An 18672-nucleotide genomic window follows, 5' to 3' on the forward strand; every position below is an offset into this window, starting at 1 on the left:
AGAACATCGTGCGCATCGGTGAACTGGCGGATCGAACCGGCGTCAGCGTCCGCTCCCTGCGCTACTACGAGTCCCAGGACCTACTGACCTCGACCCGCACCCCCGGCGGTCAGCGCGACTACCTGGATTCGGCCGTGGACCGGGTCCTGCGCATCCAGGAGATGTACGCCGCGGGCCTGCACAGCCGCACGATAGTCAACCTCCTACCCTGCATCCACGACGAGGACGGCACCCCGAACGCGGTGGCCACCCCCTACCTCCTGCACACCCTCACCGAGGAACGCGCCCGCATAGACGCCACGATCAAGGACCTCCACCGCGCCCGCGAGGTCCTGGACGGCGTGATCAACGCCGCCACGGACCCCGACGATCCGCCCGCCTGAACGGGGTCGTAATCGACACCGACGAACCCGGCTCCAGTGACTCGGACCCGCGTTGTGCGTGAGCAAGATTCGTGTCGTGACCGCTGGATAGGGTCTGGCGGTGGGCAGATTCTTGAGGGTCTATGTCGTCGATCTGGCGAAGCCGTTGGAGGCTGTCGGACTGGGAGACGGCAAACTGCGGCGGATGACCGAGACGCGATTCGCGAAGGAGTTCGAGCGCGTGGACGGCGACCCGTGCCGCGACGAGGGGGCTCCGACGATGGGCGAGGCAGTGCATGCGGTTATCAACGGTGGTCCCTTCCTCGAGAGGTATTCGTATCGCTACGCGGACGCCTTCGAGAAGATCTGCGCGTTCTACGCGGAGTTCTCGGACAGTAAGGGCCCGTACCACGGTGCTTGGCTCGCGATGGTGGACGAGCGGCTCGGACAGCTCGGCGTCGATCTGGGTCTGACCGTGTTCGAGTGGATGTATCCCGCGCCGCTGTCGAACGATGAAGGCGGCTATGGCGAATGGAGCCACAGCTATTGCGTCCAGATGTGTGAGCAGTGGGACGCCCTCACCCGGGACCAATTGGCCGTCCTCGATAGCAACACCCGGGAGTGGGCCGAGGCGGCGATCACCTGGGCCAGGGAGGCCGCGGAGTCGCCCGGACGCGGTGTAGCGGGCTTCTTCAGCATCTGAGCCGGCTACCCGGCCAGCAGCTCGGTGAGGTCGGGGACCAGACGAGTTCCTACAGTCCACGCTTCCACCCGCAGTCGTGTCGGATCCGAGATGTGCATGACCTCGCGGAGTGTGGTGACTGCGCGTCGGGCCGACGCCTCGAAGTCCGGCTTGCGACCGGGGAATGCGACGTCGTAGTACCAGTTGGGGCAGCCTTGTTCGCTGTAGGGCGACCACCCCAGCTCGGCCATGCGGATCTCCTCCGGGGCCGTCATGCGGAACTCCTGATCCAGCCAGGTATTGCTGGAGATCTCTGCGGACAGTTCGTCGTGGGCCACCGCGAACTGCGCGAAGCGATTGCCGGGGGCGTCCATGATGAGGTAGGTCGGCGCGGGCAGACGCCACAGCGTCTGCCCCAGCGCGTCCGCGAGAGCCGCCCAATCCCGGTGCCGGATGGGCCCGGCCACCACGTGGCTCGGCTTCGGCCCGGGGTCCGTGCGGTCGAAGTATCGCGGATTGACGACATCGAGTGCGATGGAACGGGAATCGGCGTGCAGGGATACCAGCGCCCGGGGTGATCGCCAGGTGGTGGCGGCGTCCGGAGCTTGGCCGGACGCCGCGGGTGGGCCGAGCACGTTTCCTATCGCGGCTTGCAACGCCGCGTGCGTCGCCGTGACATCTTCTGCGGCAGCAGCTTCCGCCTCGGCGACGTTGATCGACAGGTATTCCAGCCACAGCCCCGCATCGGACCGGTCGCCGGCGGGGTACGCGCCGTACGACGCCGTGGCCGTGGGCCGGCCCGTGGCCGGATCGGCGATCAGCCGCGCCGACCTGGTGTTCTCCTGGGCGATGGCCCACCCTGTCGCCGCGCACCAGCGCGCCAGGTCTGCGGGCCGCCAGGTCCAGTCGAATTCCGCTGCCGCGGCGGCGATTCGGGCGGCATGGTCGACATCGATCCTCACGCCCGGCATGCTAACCGGACCCACCGTCAGCGCAGGGCCGCGCGGCCTTTCAGGCGGCCCAGGACCACCAGGGCGGCCAGGGTCACCAGGACCAGCAGGGTCGTGCTGGCGGCGGCGTCGAAGACCTCGCCGCGGTCGGTGGCGGCGAAGATGGTGACGGGGAGGGTTTTCCAGGTCGCGGGGTAGACCATGATCGTCGCGCCGAGTTCGCCCATCGACAGGGCTATCGCCAGGCCGGCGGCCGCGCCGAGGGCGGGGAGCAGCAGGGGGAGGGTGATGCGGAACAGGACGCGGGCGGGGCCCGCGCCGAGGGACTCGGCGGCCTGGCGGTAGCCGGGGTCCAGGCGGTCCAGGGCGGCGGAGACGCCGCTGAAGGCGTAGGCCAGGACCAGGACCGTATGGGCCACGATCACGATCCATTTGGTGCCGCCGAGCAGCAGCGGGCGCTCGTTGAACGCGATCAGGACGCCGAGGCCGATCGCCACCGAGGGGATGGCGACGGGCAGGTGGAAGACCGCGTCGGTGACGCGGCGCAGCCAGAGCGGGGCCTCGCGGGCGGCCAGGGCCGCCCAGGTCCCGAGGATCAGGGAGATGCCGCCCGCCAGCAGCGCGGTCTGCAGGCTGACCGAAAGGCTGGCCGCCTGTTCACCTTCCAGCGCGCGGCCGAAGTTCGCGAAGCCGAGATCCGAGGGCAGCGGGCCGGTCCAGTGCCCGGCCAGGGCGGCCGCCACCACGGTGGCGATGGGCGCCACGAAGACGACGGCGACCACCAGGGCGAAGAACGCGAGTACCGCGAGTCGCCCGGAACGTGTCCACACCAGCATGATTCAGCTCTCTCCACGGGTTCCGGTCAGACGGGCGAACAGCAGCCGGTACCCGAGGTACAGGCTCAGCGACAGCAGCACCTGCACCGAGGCCAGCACCGCCGCGCCCGGCAGATCGAAGGTGACGATGCCGCGCGTGTAGATCAGCGCGGGCAGCGTGATGACGCCCTTGGCGCCGGTGAACAGCACGATCCCGAATTCGTTGAGGGTCAGCAGCAATACGAGACTGCCGCCCGCCGCGAGGGCGGGCCACGCCTCGGGCATGACCACCGAGCGCAGCACGCGCCACGGCGAGGCTCCCAGACTCGCCGCCACGTCGAGCTGTTCCCGCGACAGCTGCGCGAACCCGGCCAGCAGCGGCCGCACCACGAACGGGGTGAAGAAGGTGATCTCGGCCAGGATGATGCCCCACGGCGTGCTCAGGAAGTTCAGCGCCGGTTCCGAACTCCCGGTCAGCTCGCCGATGAGCGCGTTCACCGCGCCGGCCGTGCCGTACAGGAACGTGAACGCCAGCGTCACCAGGAACGAGGGCAGCGTCAGCACGGTGTCGATGAGCCGGCCCACCAGCTGCGATCCCGGAAAAGGAACGAACGCCAGCACGATCGCGAGGAACGTGCCCAGGATCAGGCATCCGATGGTCGAGCAGACCGCGATGGACACGGTGCGCCACAGCGCGTTCCGGAACGAGGGCTCGGCCAGCACGCCGGTCCACGTTCCGATCCCGCGCCCGCCGTCCTTCGTCGTCGTCGATTCCCACAGCACCCGGCAGATCGGGTAGGCCGCGATGAGCAGCACCGTCAGCACGGGCGGCAGCGTCCAGGCGACCGCGCGCAGCGAGCCCCTGCGCGCGGGCCGCTCCGGAGTCGCGGGAGCGGAGGGTGTTTCGAGTAGCGCGGTCATGCCCGCCCCCTGTCGCGCACGGCCGCCACGGTCGAGAAGAGCTCCGCCCAGCCCTCGCTCGAGGCGGGCCGTGGTGCGAACGACTCCGCCGGCGCGATCGGAGGCACGGCGGACTCTGCCTGCGCGGCCGGGGATGTCGAAGCCTCGGCTCGCCGGGACGGCGCGGCGGGCCCCGCCGCCCCGGTCAGCACCGTCACCTTGCGCCCGGCGAGCCCGAGGACATCTCCGGTCGCCGCGCGAAGTCGTTGCGGCAGCGCGTCACTCATGCCCGCACCTCGGGATCGGCCGTGGCGGAGTCGGTCCCGATGCCCGGCGGAATGAGCACGCCGGCCGGGTCGGGGAAGCGCACGCCCACCTGGTCCCCGGCCACCAGTTCGGTGTGCCCCGGGGTCTCGGCGGTCAGCTCACCGGGAATTCCGGCGACCGACAGGTGCAGCCGGGTGACCGCGCCCTTCCAGACCGCGGTGATCACGGTGCCGCGCAACGCGTCCCGCTCGGTGAGCGGCACGATCCGCACCGTGTGCGGCCGCACGCACAGTTGGGCCCGCGCGTCGGGAACCCAGTCGGGCCGCCCCACGCCCGGCAGCGGCGCCTCCGCCCGCAGCGTGTGCTCGCCGACGGTCACCAGCGCCGCGGTCCCCGAGACGTGATTCACGCGGCAGGGCAGCAGATTCGCGCCGCCCAGGAACGCGGCGGTGAACTCGGTGGCCGGCTGCCGCCACAGGTTGTGGGCGGTGTCGATGTCCACCAGCCGCGCGTCGCGCATGACCGCGATCCGGTCGGCCAGGGCCAGCGCCTCGGACTGATCATGGGTCACATACAGCATCGCGGTGTCCGGCAACGCCTTTCGCAACTGCTGCAACTCGCCCAGCATGGATTGGCGCAACTGGGCGTCCAGCGCGGCGAGCGGTTCGTCGAGCAACAGCACCTTGGGCCGGATGGCCAGCGCGCGGGCGATGGCCACCCGCTGCTGCTGCCCGCCGGAGAGCTCGCGCGGCAGCCGCCCGGCGTACGCGCCCATGCCGACCATCTCCAACGCCTCGCGCACCCGATCGCCGATCTCCTTGCGCGGCACCCGATGCGCCTTCAGCCCGAACGCCACGTTCTCGCTCACCCGCATGTGCGGGAACAGCGCGTAGGACTGCACCACCACCCCGATGCCGCGTTTGGCGGGGGACAGATCGGTGACCTCGCGCCCGGCCAGCCGCACCGCGCCCGAGGTCGGCCGGACGAATCCGGCCAGCGCCTTGAGCGCGGTGGATTTGCCGGACCCGCTGGGCCCCAGCAGCGCAACCGTTTCCCCCGCGGCGACGCGCAGGTTGAAATCGGCCAGTGCGACGGTGGTCGTGCGGCCGCGACGGTAGGTGACACCGACCCGGTCGAACACGATGGCCGGCTCGGTGGCGGTGGCCGCCGTCGCCGTGGATGTCGTCAACGCGGAGGACATGGTTGCTGCTCCTGGGCTCTGCGGGATCGAGAACTCAACTACCGGTTGCCTTCTGGTACGCCGCGACATCGGCGTCGAGATCGGTCAGGACCTGATTCCAGTCCGGGCGCACGATCTCCACGTTCTTGACCAGCGCGGCGGGGGAGGGGCCGTTGCCCGCGGCTGGCGCGTCCTTGGCGTCGGTGCGCGCGGAGACCGCGTTGGCCTCGGGCAGGGTCTTCTGCACGTCGGCCGAGAGCAGGAATTCGATGAGCTTCTTGCCCTCGTCGGTGTGCGGGGCGCCCTTGGCCAGGCCAACCAGGTACGGCAGCGCCACGGTGCTGGACTTGCCGTCGGCCGCGGCCGGGAAGAACACGCTGAACTTGGAGCCCTTCTCCTTCACCGTGGCCAGGTTCATCTGGATGTCGCCGTTGGCGATCAGGATCTCGCCCTTGTCGACCTTGGCCTGCAGCTTGCCGGTGGAGGAGGACGGCCCGACGTTGTTGGCCTGCAGCTTGGTCAGGTAGTCCAGCGCGCCCTGCTTGCCGTAGAGCTGCTGCAGCAGGATCAGCACGGCGGTGCCGTCACCGGCCTGGCCGGGGGTGGAGTACTGGAGCTTGCCCTGGAACTCCGGCTTCAGCAGGTCGTCCCAGGTCAGCTTGGCCGCATCGACCGACGGGTTGGCGATGAAGCACAGGTAGTTGCCCGCCAGGGTCACCCACTTGCCGCCCGCGTCCTTGTCCGCGGCCGGGAACGCGGCGGTGTCCACGCCACTGGGCTGCAGCAGCCCCTGCTTGTCGGCCTTCTGCATGAACGGCGGCAGGGTGACGATCACGTCGGCCTGCGGGTTGGACTGCTCCTTGTCGACCCGGTTGACGACCTCGCCCGAGCCCGCCTCCACCAGGTTGACCGCGATGCCGGTCTGATCCTTGAACTTGGCGAACTGGCTCTTGTACCAGTCGCCGACGCCGTCGGCGGAGTACACCGTGACGGTCTTGCCGTCACCGGAATCGGTGCCGGTGCCGCCGCATGCGGTCAGGCCGAACGCGAGCGCGGTGGCCGAGGTCAGCACGAGTGCGGTGCGGGCGAGGGTGCGTGCGAGGCGGTTGTTCGTATTACGCACGGTGACTACAACTTTCGGTTCGAGGGGAGACGAGTCGAAGGGATGGGGGCAACCCCGCGTCGCGAACGCGGGGAGTCTTCGGGTCAGGCCCGCTGATCCAGCACCAGGCGTGCGAAGTCGGCGACGGAGGGCACCACGTGGGTCGCGCCCGCCGCGCGCAGCTGTTCTTCCCCGTGCGCGCCGGTCAGCGTGCCCGCGACGATCCGCGCGCCCGCGGCCAGGCCGGTGGCGATGTCGCTGGTCGTATCGCCCAGTACCGCAACGCGATCCACGGCGTCGATTTCCAGGCGCAGCACGGCGGTGAGAACCATGTCGGGGAACGGGCGGCCGCGCCCGGCATCGGAGGGGGCCAGGGTCAGGTCGGCGATCTCGGTCCAGTCCAGCGCCCGCAGCAGCCGGTCCTGGGTCTCGCGGCTGAATCCGGTGGTGAGCGCGACCCGCACACCCGCCGCGCGCAGCTCGGCGATGGCCTCGGCGGCGCCGGGAATCGGTGTGACACCGGCCTGTTCGGCGAGTTCGGTGTACGCCGCCTCGAAGGCGCGGTTCGCGGTCTGCGCGAGTTCTTCATCGCCGAGCAGCGTGCGGAAGCACCAGATCTTGGACTGCCCCATGGTGTCCAGGACGAAGGCGCGCGCCGCCTCGCGTTCGGGGCCCTCGGCCGGGATGCCCGCGGCGGTGACCGCGGCCTCGAAGGCGCGTTCCACCAGACCGTCGTCGGCGACGGTGGTGCCGGCCATGTCCAGTACCGCGAGGTCGATGCGCTTGTCGGACAAGATGATTCCCCTGTCGGGTAGGTGTGGTGGGTGGTTCACAGGTGCAGCAGGTCGGCGGTTTCCTCGCCGAGTGCGGGACCCAGGGTCATGCCGCGCCCGCCCGGGCCGGTGATCACCCAGACGGCGTCGCTCGCCTGCGCGCGGGTCACGATGGCGCCCGGATCGATGGACTGGCTGTACACGCCCGCCCAGCGGCGCACCACCTGCGGCAGCTTGCGGCCCAGCAGTTCCTCGGACACCGAGATCAGGTGTTCGTACGGGGCCTCGTCCACGTCGAAGGCGAACGGTTCGTCGTATTCGTGGGTGTCGCCGATGGTGAGCCCGCCGTGCAGGCGCTGCACCATGAGCAGCTGCATCTTGTGCTGCGCGGCGGTGAACGGTTGTGCCTGTTCGAGATTGAGGCGATCGAGCTCCGCGCCCGCGAAGGCGGGGTAGTAGCGGAAGCTGTCGCCGTCGGCGACGGCGGTGGTCAGCGGCTCGCCGAGCGGCGCGGTCTGCATCATCTGCAATCGGACCCGGCGGACCGGGAGATCGCCGGCGAGTTCGCGGGTCAGCCCGGAGTGCGCGGCGCCGGGGCAGACCAGGACGAGATCGCCCTCGTGCCGGCGGCCGCGGTCGTCGATCACGGTGCTGCCGGTGACGGTGCGCGCCTCGGTGCCCGCGAAGAAGCTGTAGCGCTCGGTGGCCTCCATGTAGCGGCGCAGCGCGGGCAGGGCCTGGCGGGATTCGACCGCGGCGTCGGTCGAACAGTGCAGTCCGGCAAGGAATTTGCCGCGCAGGGCCGGGTTGAGCGTGCGCACCCGATCGGCGTCCAGGAGTTCGAAGCCGCGGTCCGCGGCGCCGGGGTTCGCGACCGCGGCCTCGGCCACCGCCAGTTCGTGTTCGTTGCGGACCAGGGTCATCGATCCGGTGGCGCGGAACCCGACGCCGGGCACCTGGCCGCCGATCTCCTCCCACAGCTGCCGCGAACGCAACGTGATGTCGAGTTCGTTCGCGCTGCGGCCCGAGACCCAGACCAGGCCGAAGTTGCGCACGGTCGCGCCGCGGGCTTCGACCTCGCGTTCCAGGTGCACGACCTCGTGCCCGCGCCGGACGGCGGCGAGCGCATGGGCGGTGCCGAGGATGCCGCCGCCGATAATCACCAATCGCATGGGCTCATGGTGGCCAATGGTCTAGACCTAGGAGTGTTTCGTGGGATAACGCTGGGTAAACAATTGGTATAGACCAATAGTCTGTATGCTGGGGGCATGGACACAACCGAGGTTGCCGGGGTGGGCGGCCGGCGGTCCGGGGGCCGTGCGAGCGATGAAACGGCATCCGGCGCAGCGTCTTCCGCCGCCGAGGCGCGTTTGCCCAAGTCGTACCGGGTGCGGACCGAGCTCGAATCGCTACTGGGGGAACTGGGTGAAGGGGATCCGCTGCCGTCGGAGCGCGATCTGGCGCTGCGCTGCGGGGTGGCGCGCGAGACCGTTCGCCAGGCGGTGCGGGAACTGCTGGTGGAGGGGCGCATTCGCCGTCAGGGCCGGGGCACGGTGGTCTCGCGCCCGAAAATGGTGCAGCCCCTGTCGCTGCGGTCCTATACCGAGGGCGCGCTGGCGTTCGGGCGCACGCCCGGTCGTGTGCTGATCGGCTGGACCGACGAGCCCGCCGATCCCGATACCGCCGCCGCCCTGGGCATCGCGCCGGGCACGCCGGTCATGCATCTGGAGCGCGTCCTGCTCGCCGACGGGGAGCGCATCGGCCTGGAGTCGACCTTCATGCCGCTGCCGCGGTTCGCCGGGCTGCGCGCCACCTACGACCCGCAGACCTCGCTCTACGCGGCCACGCGGGGCATGGGCGTCGTCTACGCCAGTGCTACCGAACGCATTCAGACCGTGCTGGCCTCCCCGCGCGAGGCCGCGCTGCTGGAATGCACCACCGCCCTGCCGATGCTGCTGCTCAACCGGCGCAGCGTCGATGCCGCGGGCGTCGCCATCGAGCATGTGCGCTCGCTCTATCGCGGGGACCGCATCGCGTTCCAGGCGACCCTCACCGACTGATGCGCGGCGGCGCGTTCGCCACCCCCGGATTCGCCGTGATGTGAGTCCGGGTTCGCGGCCGATCTCGGGCCGGCGGCGCGGGTGCGTCAATCGTTATGCCTGGTCCCGGGGCCGCGCCGTGTCGGTCGTGGCACGGATTCGTAAGCGAGGCTAACCTCGAGATCGGGACAATTACGGCGCTCACTCATCGGCGCGGGGGCGTCCGGAGTTGTTGTTCCCACCTGCCTTTTTCGGGTTTGGGTTTGAAAGGTACTGAAGAACAACGAGTTTGGAGATCCACCGTGACGATGAGAACCGCGCCGACGGCTGCCCTGAATCTACGCGGAAACACCCTGCCCGCCACCAATGCGGCCGCACAACCCGGTTCGATGTGGTGGAACGCGCTGTCGGTGCTGGTGACCCGCCCGATCGCGCCGAACCGCATCGCGACCACGCCGCACCTCGTGGTGCCCGCGGAGTACGGCCGCTTGAACTTTCTGCTCTCCTCCTATGACATCGAGTCCGAGCAGCTCGCTCACGATCGCCGGGTGGTGATCCAGGCGGGCGACTGGCGCGGCAGACCCGCGATCGGCAGTCGTCAGCACTACGGGGTCGTGCAGATCGTCCGTGATGATCACTGGGCCGCCCACCTGAACGAAACGGTTCGCACGAAGCACGGCTTCCGCTCGGCCCTGGCCCGGTTGGGCCACCGCTTCTCGCACGGCACCGCGCCCTACGGCGACCTGGTGGCCACGATCCATCTCCAGCCGCACCCGCCCCGCATGCTCGCCCCGTAGCCTCGCGCGTCCAATGACGCTCTGCCGCGCCAACTCCCGCGTCGGTGCGGACTTTTGTCGGCCCGATTGCGTACGGTGCCGGTACCGACGAAAGGATGCTGATGGGTACCTGGGACACCGGCCCGTTCGACAACGACAGCGCCGCCGACTGGTGCGGTGCGCTCCACGACGCCGACCCGGCGCTGCGCCCGGAATTGGTGCGCCACGCCCTGACGGTGACCGCCGAGACCACCGGCTACCTCGACGACCACGAGGCCTGCGCGGCCGTGGCCGCCGCCGCGATCGTGGCCTCGACCCTGCCCGGCGGCACGCCGATAACCTCCCACTACGCCCCGGCGTTCTTGACCGAAGGCGGCACGATCGCCTTCTCCGAAGACTTTGCGCCGCTGGCGGTCCGGGCCCTGACCCGCGTGGTCGGCGAGAACTCGGAATGGTTCGACCTCTGGACCGAGGACGGCGCCGACAGCCCCGACGAGGCCTTCGCTGCCATAGCCGACCTCCGCAAGGTCCTCCTGCCCGCCACGGTGGACAAGGACCAGCAGGCTCTCCCGCTGTAGACCGGCGCTGCCCATGCCCGGGCGGATGCCCGGCCGGGCACGGGAATCGGTGCGACGCGAGTCGCTCGGGCGGTCCGGGGCGTGGGCGGGAACTTCCACCGGCATAGCGGACTTTTCGGTCTGATCCGGTGCGGGGCCGATCGCAATCCCCGGTTCCGGGGGATCGGGCCGGTAGATTCCGGGCATCGGTCATAGCGGCCGGGTATCGGTGGAGATGGAAGGCGGGTTCTCGTGTTTCGTCGGATCGTCGCGGTCGGCATCGCCGCCGCCGCACTGTCGCTGGCCGGGTCGGTGCAGGCGCAGGCCTATGCGCCGCAGGACGAGTTGCGGCTGCTGCTGATGGGTGACCAGGGTCAGTCCGATGCGTTCAAGCAGCTCTCGATCAAGCTGGGGCGCAAGACCTGTGCGGACATCGATCGCAACCCGGGCCGCAAGGGCGTGCTGATCGCCTTCGACCGCCTGCATCCCGGCACCAACGTGGGCATCAACGGCATGACCGCCACCGAGATCGACATCATGACCTACTGTCCGAATCACCTGCTCACCCCCTGATGTCACCCGCCCCTCGGGGAGCCCGCCCCGGCGGGCCTCCGACCTCGGCGCCACCCCGCTGCACAGCAGCGCCGGGCGGTGGATCAGAACCGACGAATCGGAGTGCACCCCATGCGGATCAACCTGACCAGTGTTTTCGTCGACGATCAGTTGCGGGCGCTGACCTTCTACACCGAGATCCTGGGCTTCCAGGTCAAACATCAGGTTCCGATCGGCGCGGACTGGTGGCTCACCGTGGTCTCCCCGGAACAGCCGGACGGCGTCGAACTGCTCCTCGAGCCGTCCGGTCACCCCGCCGTCAAGCCGTACCGTGACGCGCTGCTCGCGGACGGAATCCCGCTGGCCTCCTTCGCCGTCGACGACGTGCGCGCGGAGTACGAACGCCTGCGCGGGCTCGGCGTCCGCTTCACGCAGGAACCCGCCGAGATGGGCGAGGTCACCACGGCGGTGCTGGATGACACCTGCGGCAACCTCATTCAGATCATGCAGACGAACCGGTGAACGCTGCCCGGTAGCCGAGTGGGCCTGTCCGCTATGTCGGACATCCGCGAAGTCGCCGCGTGGGATACCGGAAACCGGGCCGCTGCCGGGGAATAATCCCTCCATGCGCCGGTCCTCGCTCTGTCTGCTCGTCCTGATAGCCGCATTAGCCGCATTGGTGCCCGGGGTGGCAACGGCGGCCCCGGGCGGTGCGCCCGCGCTCGTGGACGTGCGTCCCCTCGGCGGCCGCCAATACGAGGCCACCGTCTACTCCGCGGCCATGGATCGCACAGTGCCGGTGTGGATTTCGCACGCCGGCGGCTCCGCGCCCGCGCTGTACCTGCTCAACGCCATCGACGGTGGCGAATCCGGCGGCCCGTGGACCAACCGCACCGACGCCGCGCAGTTTTTCGCGGACAAGCCGGTCACGGTGATCCAGCCCATCGGCGGGCGCGCCTCGCAGTACACCGACTGGGCGGTCGACGATCCGGCGCTGGGCCGCAACAAATGGTCGAGCTTCCTGCTCGACGAACTGCCCGCGGTGCTCGGCGACCGCTTCGGCCTCAACGGCCGCAACGCCATTGCCGGAATCTCCATGTCGGCCTCCGCCGCGCTGGCCCTGGCCCTGGCCGCCCCCGGTCACTATCAGGCGGTGGGCGCCTTCAGCGGCTGCCCGCGCACCAACGACCCCTTCGCCCGCGCGGTCGTGCGCTCCTCCCTGCGCCTGTTCGGCGCGAACCCGGACAACATGTGGTCACCCGACGATCCGGCCTGGGTCGCCAACGACGCGGTCGTCAACGCCGAACGCCTGCGCGGCACGGCCCTGTACATCTCGGCGGGCAACGGCGGTCCCGGCGTGCACGACACCCTCGCGGACCCGTCCATCGGGGGCGATGTGGCTCGCCTGACCGATCGCATGCTGGTCGGCGGCGCGATGGAGAGCGTGGTGCGCGACTGCACCCTCTCGCTCACCGGCCGCCTTGCCGCACTGGGCATTCCGGCCACCACCGTGTTCCGGGCAGGCACCCACGCCTGGCCGTACTGGCAGGACGACCTGCATGACTCCTGGCCGGTGTTCGCCGCCGCCCTGGGCGTGTGAGGTCCGCGCGCCGCAGAGCCGACGGACCCGCTGAACCCCGCACCCGCGCAGCCTGAATCAGCCCCGCACCGCCGCGGGCTTGCGCGGCGGCCGCGGCAGGAACTTCGACACCCGGTCGACCACATCCTGATACTCCGGCCGCCGCGCCAGCGAACGCTGCTCCATCATCGGAATGCTCGCGCCCAGGAACATGGCCAGCATGGCCAGCGCCCCGACGAACATCCACCACGCGTCCCGCGGCGCGGCGGCCACCCCGAACAGCGCCATGGCCGTCCAGAAACTCACCTCGCCGAAATAGTTCGGATGCCGGGACCAGCTCCACAGTCCCGAATCCATGGCCTGCCCCGGCGCGCGCCGCGCCACGAATCGGTGCATCTGGGTGTCTGCCACCAATTCCAGTGCAACCGCGGCCGTTCCGAGCGCGAAGGCCACCCACACCAGCCAGGTCACGCTCTCGCCGGGCCGGGTGACGGCCACGTACACCGGGATCATGCCCAGGAACACCTGGAAGGTCGGCACCAGGTGGATCGCCACCAGATCGGCCAGGAACCCGAACCGCCCCGCGCGTTCGCGCAGCATCGGATAGCGCCAATCCTCGTGATGCAGACCGGGAAACGCGTACACCCAGTTCCCGGTGAGCCGCACGGCCCACAGCATCATGACCGTCGCGATCAGCCAGCAGCGCAGCTGATCCACGCCCGGCCCGGCCTGACTCCACCAATACGCCAGCAGCAGAGGCGGAATGACGCTCCAATACGCGTCATAGAAACTCGAATTGCGGTAGACCCGGCTGAATCCGAACACCACCAGGGTGGCCAGCACATCGGCGATCAGCCCGTCGAGCCACAGCCGGCCGGTATCGGGCCCCCATGCCAGCCATGCGCCGCCGACCGCCACCACGACGACATAGGCGAGGCCGACCAGCCCCAGCGACGCCGACTTGCTCCGGACCACCGGTGAACCCGCGCTCGGGGACTCCACTGACCGCCACCTCCTACCGGCCGTACCTGCCGGCCTCGGCCCTGAGCTGGCGCGACGCCGGGTACGGCGGCCAAAAATGTAACACGTTTCACTGAATGGGGGACGGCTCGGCGAGATCCCGGCCCGGGAGGTGTGGCCCCGCCCTGCGACGACGCCGGGCATCGCCACCGTCTGCTCGGTGGCGCCCGGCCCGCCTGCCAGCTCGGCGGCATCGGGCTGCGAGGCCGCCGCCTGGGCGCGAAATACGCACCGCCCGAATCGATCTCGACCGTCCCCGTGTGGGCGGTGAGCCCGCGGCGGTCAAGCCCGGTTGGCGTGGCTTTCCGGGGGCTGGGCGCGGGTGACCATCTGGCCCAGGCTCTCGGAGACATCGGCCAGCGAGGCGTTGATCTGTCCCTCCGCGTGGCTCGCGGTGCGCTGTTTCGAGGCGGTCTCGTTGTCGGCGGTGAGCCGGTAGACGGTCCGCTCGAGAATCGGCAGAATGCCGGTGATTTCCAGTGTGCCGGTGGCGAATCGGCTGATCAGCGCCAGCGCCATATTGGTCAGGATGATGGCCAGATCGTGAATGTACTCGGGATCCAGATCGCGCAGCGCGTCCACCGCGACCGGCATGACGGCGGCCAGGCCCTGTTGGTCCAGTCGCTGCCCGCCCGGTCCCGACCGCGCGTGGTGATACACCTCGAGCATCGTGGGATTGCGCTCCCACGGTTCGAACACGCAGCGCAGCACGCGGGTCAGCGCGTCACGCACGGATTCAGCGGGCACGGGCAATTCGACCTCGGCATAGGCGTGTTCGGCCATCCACTGTTCGAGTGCGACCAGGATCAACTCGTCCCGGGTGGGGAACAGCTTGTAGATCCGGGTCAGCGAGACGTGCGCCCGGCTCGCGACCGTGCGCAGGTGCACGCCGTTGTAGCCGTCGGCGGCCAGCAGTTCCAGCACCACCGCGAGGATTCGCGCCGTCACTTCCGACTCTTGCTCTCGTCCCACTCCCCAAGGGTAACGGCGTTACCGGGGTGTGGCCGACAGGCGCCGCGCTTCGCCGCCGCGGCGGCGGCGACCTGCTAGATTCCGCGCATGCGCCCGAAGACGAGTCCGGCCGGTCGCCGGCGCGCCCGGCTCCCGATCGCCGCGACCCTGGCCCTGCTGGCCGCCGGACTCGGCGCCGTGCCCGCGCCCGCGGCGCGCGCCGACGCACCGGAAACGGTCTGGCTGTGCCGCCCCGGGCAGGCAGGCGACCCCTGCGGCGGGCGAGCGGACGCCCCCGTCGACTGTTTCTACGTGTACCCGACCATCTCGGCGCAGCTCACCGACAACGCCGATCTGACCCCCGGGCCCGAACAGCGGTTCATCGCGCAGCAGCAGGCCGCGCCCTTCGGCGCGGCGTGCAATGTCTGGGCGCCGGTCTATCGGCAGAGCACGCTGCGCGGCCTGCAGAACTCGCCCGGTCCGGCGCGCTCGGCGGCGCTCGATATCGCCTACGACAGCCTCGAGGGCGCGTGGCAGGACTACCTCGCGCACCACAACAACGGCCGCGGCGTCGTCCTGATCGGGCATTCGCAGGGTTCGACCATGCTGCGCGCTCTGATTCGCAACCGCATAGACGGACAGCCCGCGCAACGGCAGCTCGTCGCCGCGATCGTGCCGGGCAGCAACGTGCTGGTCCGCCGGGGCGCGCTGACCGGCGGCGATTTCGACTCCGTCCCCGGCTGCACCGAGCCCGGCCAATTCGGCTGTGTCATCGCCTATTCGGCCTTCGCGGAGACCCCGCCGCCCGGCACCCGCTACGGTGTCGTGCCCACCGAGGCCGGAACCTCCGGCACCCGTGGACGTTTCGTCTTCGGCCCCGACTACGAGGTACTCTGCACCGACCCGTCGGCGCTGACCGGCCGCTCGGACCGCACCCTGCGCAGCGCGGTCGCGGGACAGGAGGTGCGGGCCTACACCGCGTCCTGCGCCACCGGCGACGGGCCGCACGTGCTCATGATCGGCGGCGGCGGACCCGGCACCGGCGCGCCCGCGGCGACCGCGTTGCCCACGGTGCCCAATCCCACCTGGGGCCTGCACCTGTGGGACGTGAATCTCGCGCAACCCGATCTCGTCGATATCGTCGCCGCGCAAACCCGCGCCTACCTGAACAACGAGGAATAGCGACGTGTTCGACCGAATCCGCGGCCGGGCCGCGTCGCTCGCGCTCGCCTCCGCACTGCTGGCGAGCGGGACAACGGCCTTGGCCGCCACCGCCGCGGCCGCACCGCACGGAAATATCCTGCTCGGCCCGAATACCGCGTGCGCGTGGGGATTCCAGGCCGGACCGGACAAGGTCAATATCGCCTACCCGGACACCGGCGCCACCTACCGGGGCTCGAACATGGCTGTCCCGCGGGGCGGATACATCGAGATCAGTGGACAGTTCCCGCACGCGCGCTACCTGTCCATGGCGACCTACAGCCGCACCTCGGCCTCGGTGGACGGGCTCAACGATCAGGCCATCGTTCCCGACGCCGGGTCGGTCAACCCGTTCCTGGACGGCGCGGACCGCACGGCCGGCAACCGCTCCTACACCGTCCGGCTGGTCGACGGCCGCGCACCGGAAACCGATCGCCCGGCGAACACGCTGTACACCACCAGCTCCGACGGCACCCGATCCACGGCGCCGAACGGCGCGCTGTTCCTGATCCGGGTGTACCTGCCCGACACCGGCGCCGACCTCGCCGGCGGCGTGCCGCTGCCGACGGTCACCCTGGTCGAGGCCGACGGCAGGCGCAGCACGGTGCCCGCTTGCGAGCCCGCCGGATACGCCGCGCCGGCAACCGATCCCGGCACCGGTGCGGCCCTGTTCGACACACCGGCGATCGGGCTCTTCGGCACGAATCCGCCCGCCTGGTCCAAGTTCACCAACCTGCCCACCGCGATCGCGGGCCTGCTGTTCGGCAACGAGATCACCGGGGACACCGTGCTGCCCCGGGTGCAGGAGGTGACCGAACGCCTCGGCGCGGCGGGCGGTTTCTTCGACAATCCCGACAACAAGTACATCGCCACCACCACGGACACCGGACTGGGGCAGGTGCTGGTGCTGCGCGGCAAGGCGCCCACCGCGCCGCACACCCTGGCCGGCACCGCCCGGATGGGCGCGGGCCAGGTGCGGTACTGGTCGGTGTGCTCGAACAATCCGTGGTCGACCGCGGTCTATCAGTGCGTCTACGACGAGCAGATTCCCGTTGACGCGCAAGGCTTCTACACCATCGCCGTCTCCACCGGCCCGCACCGCCCGGCCAACGCCCGCACCGAATGCGGAATCGCCTGGCTGCCCGCGGGCACGCTGCCGCAGGCGGTACTGATGGTGCGCAATATGATGCCCTCGCCCGGCTTCACCGAGTCGATTCAGAACCTGACCCGGGGGTCCGAGGCGGCGGGAATGGGCCCGTACTACCCCGGCGGCGAGTACTACCGGACGGTCGCGGATTTCGAAGCGACCGGCTGCCAAGGCAATTAGCGCCGTTTCACTCGGATGAATACCACCTGACCAGCGTTTTGGCATGCACGAGGGCCACTGCCGGGCGGTATGCTCTCGCAAGACATTTCGAGTACCCATTCTTCGGGCGTGGAATCCCGCAGCCTGATTTTTTCTTCGGGGCCGCAACTTCTCACGGGGTTGCGGCCCTGTCGCATTTGTGACTTCGGCGTGCTGCCGACATCGAATTCACCGAATCGATAATGAAATCCTGTCCGGTAAGCCGGTTTTGGGGTGTTTCATGGCTCCGAGCGGGTGAAAGATACCGCTAGTATTCGCATCGGCTGAAATACCCCCATTCTTTGCCCGGCCGATTTCCATCCGGCCATCCGCCAGCACGGGCGAATCGGTTCCAGCTCTCTCGCCCTGCTCGACGCACAGTTCTGCCGGACAGGAGACGATGGTGAGGACCGTTCGGAACGACAGCACGGCGCTCGCGATCGCGGCCGATCGCGGCGGAATCGACCGCGAAAACCGCCGGGGGCGTGCGGATTCGCCCGATCGCGGCGACCATCGAATGGTGACCAACCGGGTACTGGCCGTCTGCGCGTGCCTGTCGGTGGGCGTTCTGGTGTGGCACGTATTCGCGCTGCCGCTGGGCAATCCGTACTACGGGCTGTTCAATTGCGACCTCGATATGCAGGTCTACCGTGCGGGCGGACAGGCGCTGCTGGAACGGAACCCGCTGTACCGGGGACCGGTGGTGTGGGAGATGGAATTCACCTACACGCCGTTCGCCGCGATCACCTTCGTCCCGCTCGCCCTGTTCGGGCTGACCGCGACCAAGGTGATCTGGTGGCTGGCCATCATGGCCGCGCTGATCGCGCTGGTCGCCCGGTGCCTGCTGGTACTGCGGTTCGAGCGGACGCCACGCACGTGGCTGTTCGCCACGCTGCTCGCGCTGCTGTGCACCGCGCTGGAACCGGTGCGATCCACCATCTGGCTCGGTCAGATCAACGTGTTCCTGGTGCTGCTGATCGTGTGGGATCTGACCCGTCCGGCCTCGGCCCGCACGCGCGGCATGGGCGTCGGCATCGCGGCCGGCATCAAACTCACACCCGCGTTCTTCCTGGTGTATCTCGCCTGCACCCGGCAGTGGCGCGCATTCGGCGTCGCCGTCGCGACCTTCGCCGGCACCATCGGCGTCGGATTCCTGGTCCGCCCGCGGGATTCCTGGACCTACTGGGGCGCGCAGGTGGCCACGTCCGGCCGCGTCGGCTCGGTCGATTCGCCCGGCAACCAGTCGATCAACGGCTTTGTCGCACAGCTGCTCCGGTTCCTGGACGCGCAGAGCTTCATCTCCACCGCACCCGGCTGGGCCGTGTACACCCCGCCGACGTGGCTGTGGCTCGCCGCGGCCACCCCGGTCATCGTGCTCGGTCTCGCGGCCGCGGTCGTGGCGCACCGCACCGGCCGCACCCTGCTGGCGGTCACCCTGACCGGCATGACCTCGGCCTGCGCGTCCCCGTTCTCCTGGGGGCACCACTGGGTGTGGTTCGTGCCCCTGCTCGTGCTCGCCCTGCACCACGGGCTCACCACCCGGGAACGACGGCGGTGGGCGCCCACCGCCGTCGTGCTGGCCCGGTGCCTGGGCTGGTGGTGGAACTATCCTGACCGGCCGC

The 18672-nt window shown here is 69.8% G+C and carries 21 protein-coding genes; 11 read left to right on the forward strand and 10 right to left on the reverse strand.

The features are described 5' to 3' along the window. The first annotated feature begins 8 nt into the window (after positions 1-8). A complete protein-coding gene (locus ABZ319_RS30505) occupies positions 9-383 on the forward strand; it encodes a MerR family transcriptional regulator (protein WP_354989969.1) in 375 nt (124 codons plus the stop codon). Between the two features lie 100 nt (positions 384-483). Next, the gene (locus tag ABZ319_RS30510) at positions 484-1065 is read left to right on the forward strand and encodes a hypothetical protein (RefSeq protein ID WP_354989970.1); all 582 of its coding nucleotides are present in this window, start codon (positions 484-486) and stop codon (positions 1063-1065) included. 5 nt (positions 1066-1070) lie between these two features. On the opposite strand, the gene ABZ319_RS30515 is transcribed toward ABZ319_RS30510, so the two are convergent. The 8 genes from ABZ319_RS30515 to ABZ319_RS30550 form a co-directional block, all read right to left on the reverse strand. Then, the gene (locus tag ABZ319_RS30515; protein WP_354989971.1) at positions 1071-2006 is read right to left on the reverse strand and encodes a DUF6301 family protein; all 936 of its coding nucleotides are present in this window, start codon (positions 2004-2006) and stop codon (positions 1071-1073) included. 26 nt (positions 2007-2032) lie between these two features. Then, entirely contained in the window at positions 2033-2830 is a 798-nt protein-coding gene (locus ABZ319_RS30520) for an ABC transporter permease subunit (protein WP_354989972.1), read from the reverse strand. 3 nt (positions 2831-2833) lie between these two features. Continuing rightward, positions 2834-3730 (reverse strand): 2-aminoethylphosphonate ABC transporter permease subunit, encoded by an 897-nt coding sequence (locus tag ABZ319_RS30525; RefSeq protein ID WP_354989973.1) that lies wholly within the window; start codon positions 3728-3730, stop codon positions 2834-2836. Then, positions 3727-3996 (reverse strand): hypothetical protein, encoded by a 270-nt coding sequence (locus ABZ319_RS30530; protein WP_354989974.1) that lies wholly within the window; start codon positions 3994-3996, stop codon positions 3727-3729. Before ABZ319_RS30530 ends, ABZ319_RS30525 begins: the two co-directional genes overlap by 4 nt. After that, on the reverse strand, positions 3993-5177 hold the full coding sequence (locus ABZ319_RS30535) for an ABC transporter ATP-binding protein (protein WP_354989975.1): 1185 nt from the start codon (positions 5175-5177) through the stop codon (positions 3993-3995). Before ABZ319_RS30535 ends, ABZ319_RS30530 begins: the two co-directional genes overlap by 4 nt. A 34-nt stretch (positions 5178-5211) precedes the next feature. Continuing rightward, positions 5212-6279, reverse strand: coding sequence for a 2-aminoethylphosphonate ABC transporter substrate-binding protein (locus ABZ319_RS30540; RefSeq protein ID WP_354989976.1), 1068 nt, complete (start codon positions 6277-6279; stop codon positions 5212-5214). Between the two features lie 83 nt (positions 6280-6362). Next, the gene (locus ABZ319_RS30545) at positions 6363-7052 is read right to left on the reverse strand and encodes a phosphonatase-like hydrolase (RefSeq protein ID WP_354989977.1); all 690 of its coding nucleotides are present in this window, start codon (positions 7050-7052) and stop codon (positions 6363-6365) included. Between the two features lie 35 nt (positions 7053-7087). After that, positions 7088-8203 carry a TIGR03364 family FAD-dependent oxidoreductase gene (locus ABZ319_RS30550; protein ID WP_354989978.1) on the reverse strand — a complete coding sequence of 372 codons (1116 nt, stop codon included), beginning with the start codon at positions 8201-8203 and terminating at the stop codon, positions 7088-7090. Positions 8204-8299: 96 nt separating this feature from the next. Here ABZ319_RS30550 and ABZ319_RS30555 point away from each other — a divergent pair, with 96 nt between their 5' ends. The 6 genes from ABZ319_RS30555 (at position 8300) to ABZ319_RS30580 (ending at position 12555) form a co-directional block, all read left to right on the forward strand. Beyond that, positions 8300-9091, forward strand: a complete 792-nt coding sequence (locus ABZ319_RS30555) for a GntR family transcriptional regulator (RefSeq protein ID WP_354989979.1) — start codon at positions 8300-8302, stop codon at positions 9089-9091. 281 nt (positions 9092-9372) lie between these two features. Further along, positions 9373-9867 carry a hypothetical protein gene (locus ABZ319_RS30560; RefSeq protein ID WP_354989980.1) on the forward strand — a complete coding sequence of 165 codons (495 nt, stop codon included), beginning with the start codon at positions 9373-9375 and terminating at the stop codon, positions 9865-9867. Between the two features lie 101 nt (positions 9868-9968). After that, the gene (locus tag ABZ319_RS30565; protein ID WP_354989981.1) at positions 9969-10424 is read left to right on the forward strand and encodes a DUF4259 domain-containing protein; all 456 of its coding nucleotides are present in this window, start codon (positions 9969-9971) and stop codon (positions 10422-10424) included. A 231-nt stretch (positions 10425-10655) separates the two neighbouring features. Beyond that, positions 10656-10976 (forward strand): hypothetical protein, encoded by a 321-nt coding sequence (locus ABZ319_RS30570; protein WP_354989982.1) that lies wholly within the window; start codon positions 10656-10658, stop codon positions 10974-10976. Positions 10977-11087: 111 nt separating this feature from the next. Next, positions 11088-11477 carry a VOC family protein gene (locus ABZ319_RS30575; RefSeq protein WP_354989983.1) on the forward strand — a complete coding sequence of 130 codons (390 nt, stop codon included), beginning with the start codon at positions 11088-11090 and terminating at the stop codon, positions 11475-11477. A gap of 103 nt (positions 11478-11580) precedes the next feature. Further along, positions 11581-12555, forward strand: a complete 975-nt coding sequence (locus tag ABZ319_RS30580; protein WP_354989984.1) for an alpha/beta hydrolase family protein — start codon at positions 11581-11583, stop codon at positions 12553-12555. A gap of 57 nt (positions 12556-12612) precedes the next feature. Here ABZ319_RS30580 and ABZ319_RS30585 read toward each other — a convergent pair whose 3' ends face one another. After that, the gene (locus ABZ319_RS30585; RefSeq protein WP_354989990.1) at positions 12613-13509 is read right to left on the reverse strand and encodes a DUF1295 domain-containing protein; all 897 of its coding nucleotides are present in this window, start codon (positions 13507-13509) and stop codon (positions 12613-12615) included. 327 nt (positions 13510-13836) lie between these two features. Further along, positions 13837-14526: a TetR family transcriptional regulator gene (locus ABZ319_RS30590; protein ID WP_354989985.1), complete on the reverse strand. Its 690-nt coding sequence runs from the start codon at positions 14524-14526 to the stop codon at positions 13837-13839. A gap of 87 nt (positions 14527-14613) precedes the next feature. Between ABZ319_RS30590 and ABZ319_RS30595 the strand changes: the two genes are divergently transcribed. The 3 genes from ABZ319_RS30595 to ABZ319_RS30605 form a co-directional block, all read left to right on the forward strand. Beyond that, positions 14614-15687, forward strand: coding sequence for a DUF3089 domain-containing protein (locus tag ABZ319_RS30595; protein WP_354989986.1), 1074 nt, complete (start codon positions 14614-14616; stop codon positions 15685-15687). A 4-nt stretch (positions 15688-15691) separates the two neighbouring features. Beyond that, on the forward strand, positions 15692-17032 hold the full coding sequence (locus ABZ319_RS30600; protein ID WP_354989987.1) for a hypothetical protein: 1341 nt from the start codon (positions 15692-15694) through the stop codon (positions 17030-17032). 421 nt (positions 17033-17453) lie between these two features. After that, a partial coding sequence (locus tag ABZ319_RS30605) for a glycosyltransferase 87 family protein (protein ID WP_354989988.1) occupies positions 17454-18672 on the forward strand: 1219 nt, incomplete at its 3' end.

This window comes from Nocardia sp. NPDC005978, assembly GCF_040614455.1.
GTDB lineage: Bacteria > Actinomycetota > Actinomycetes > Mycobacteriales > Mycobacteriaceae > Nocardia.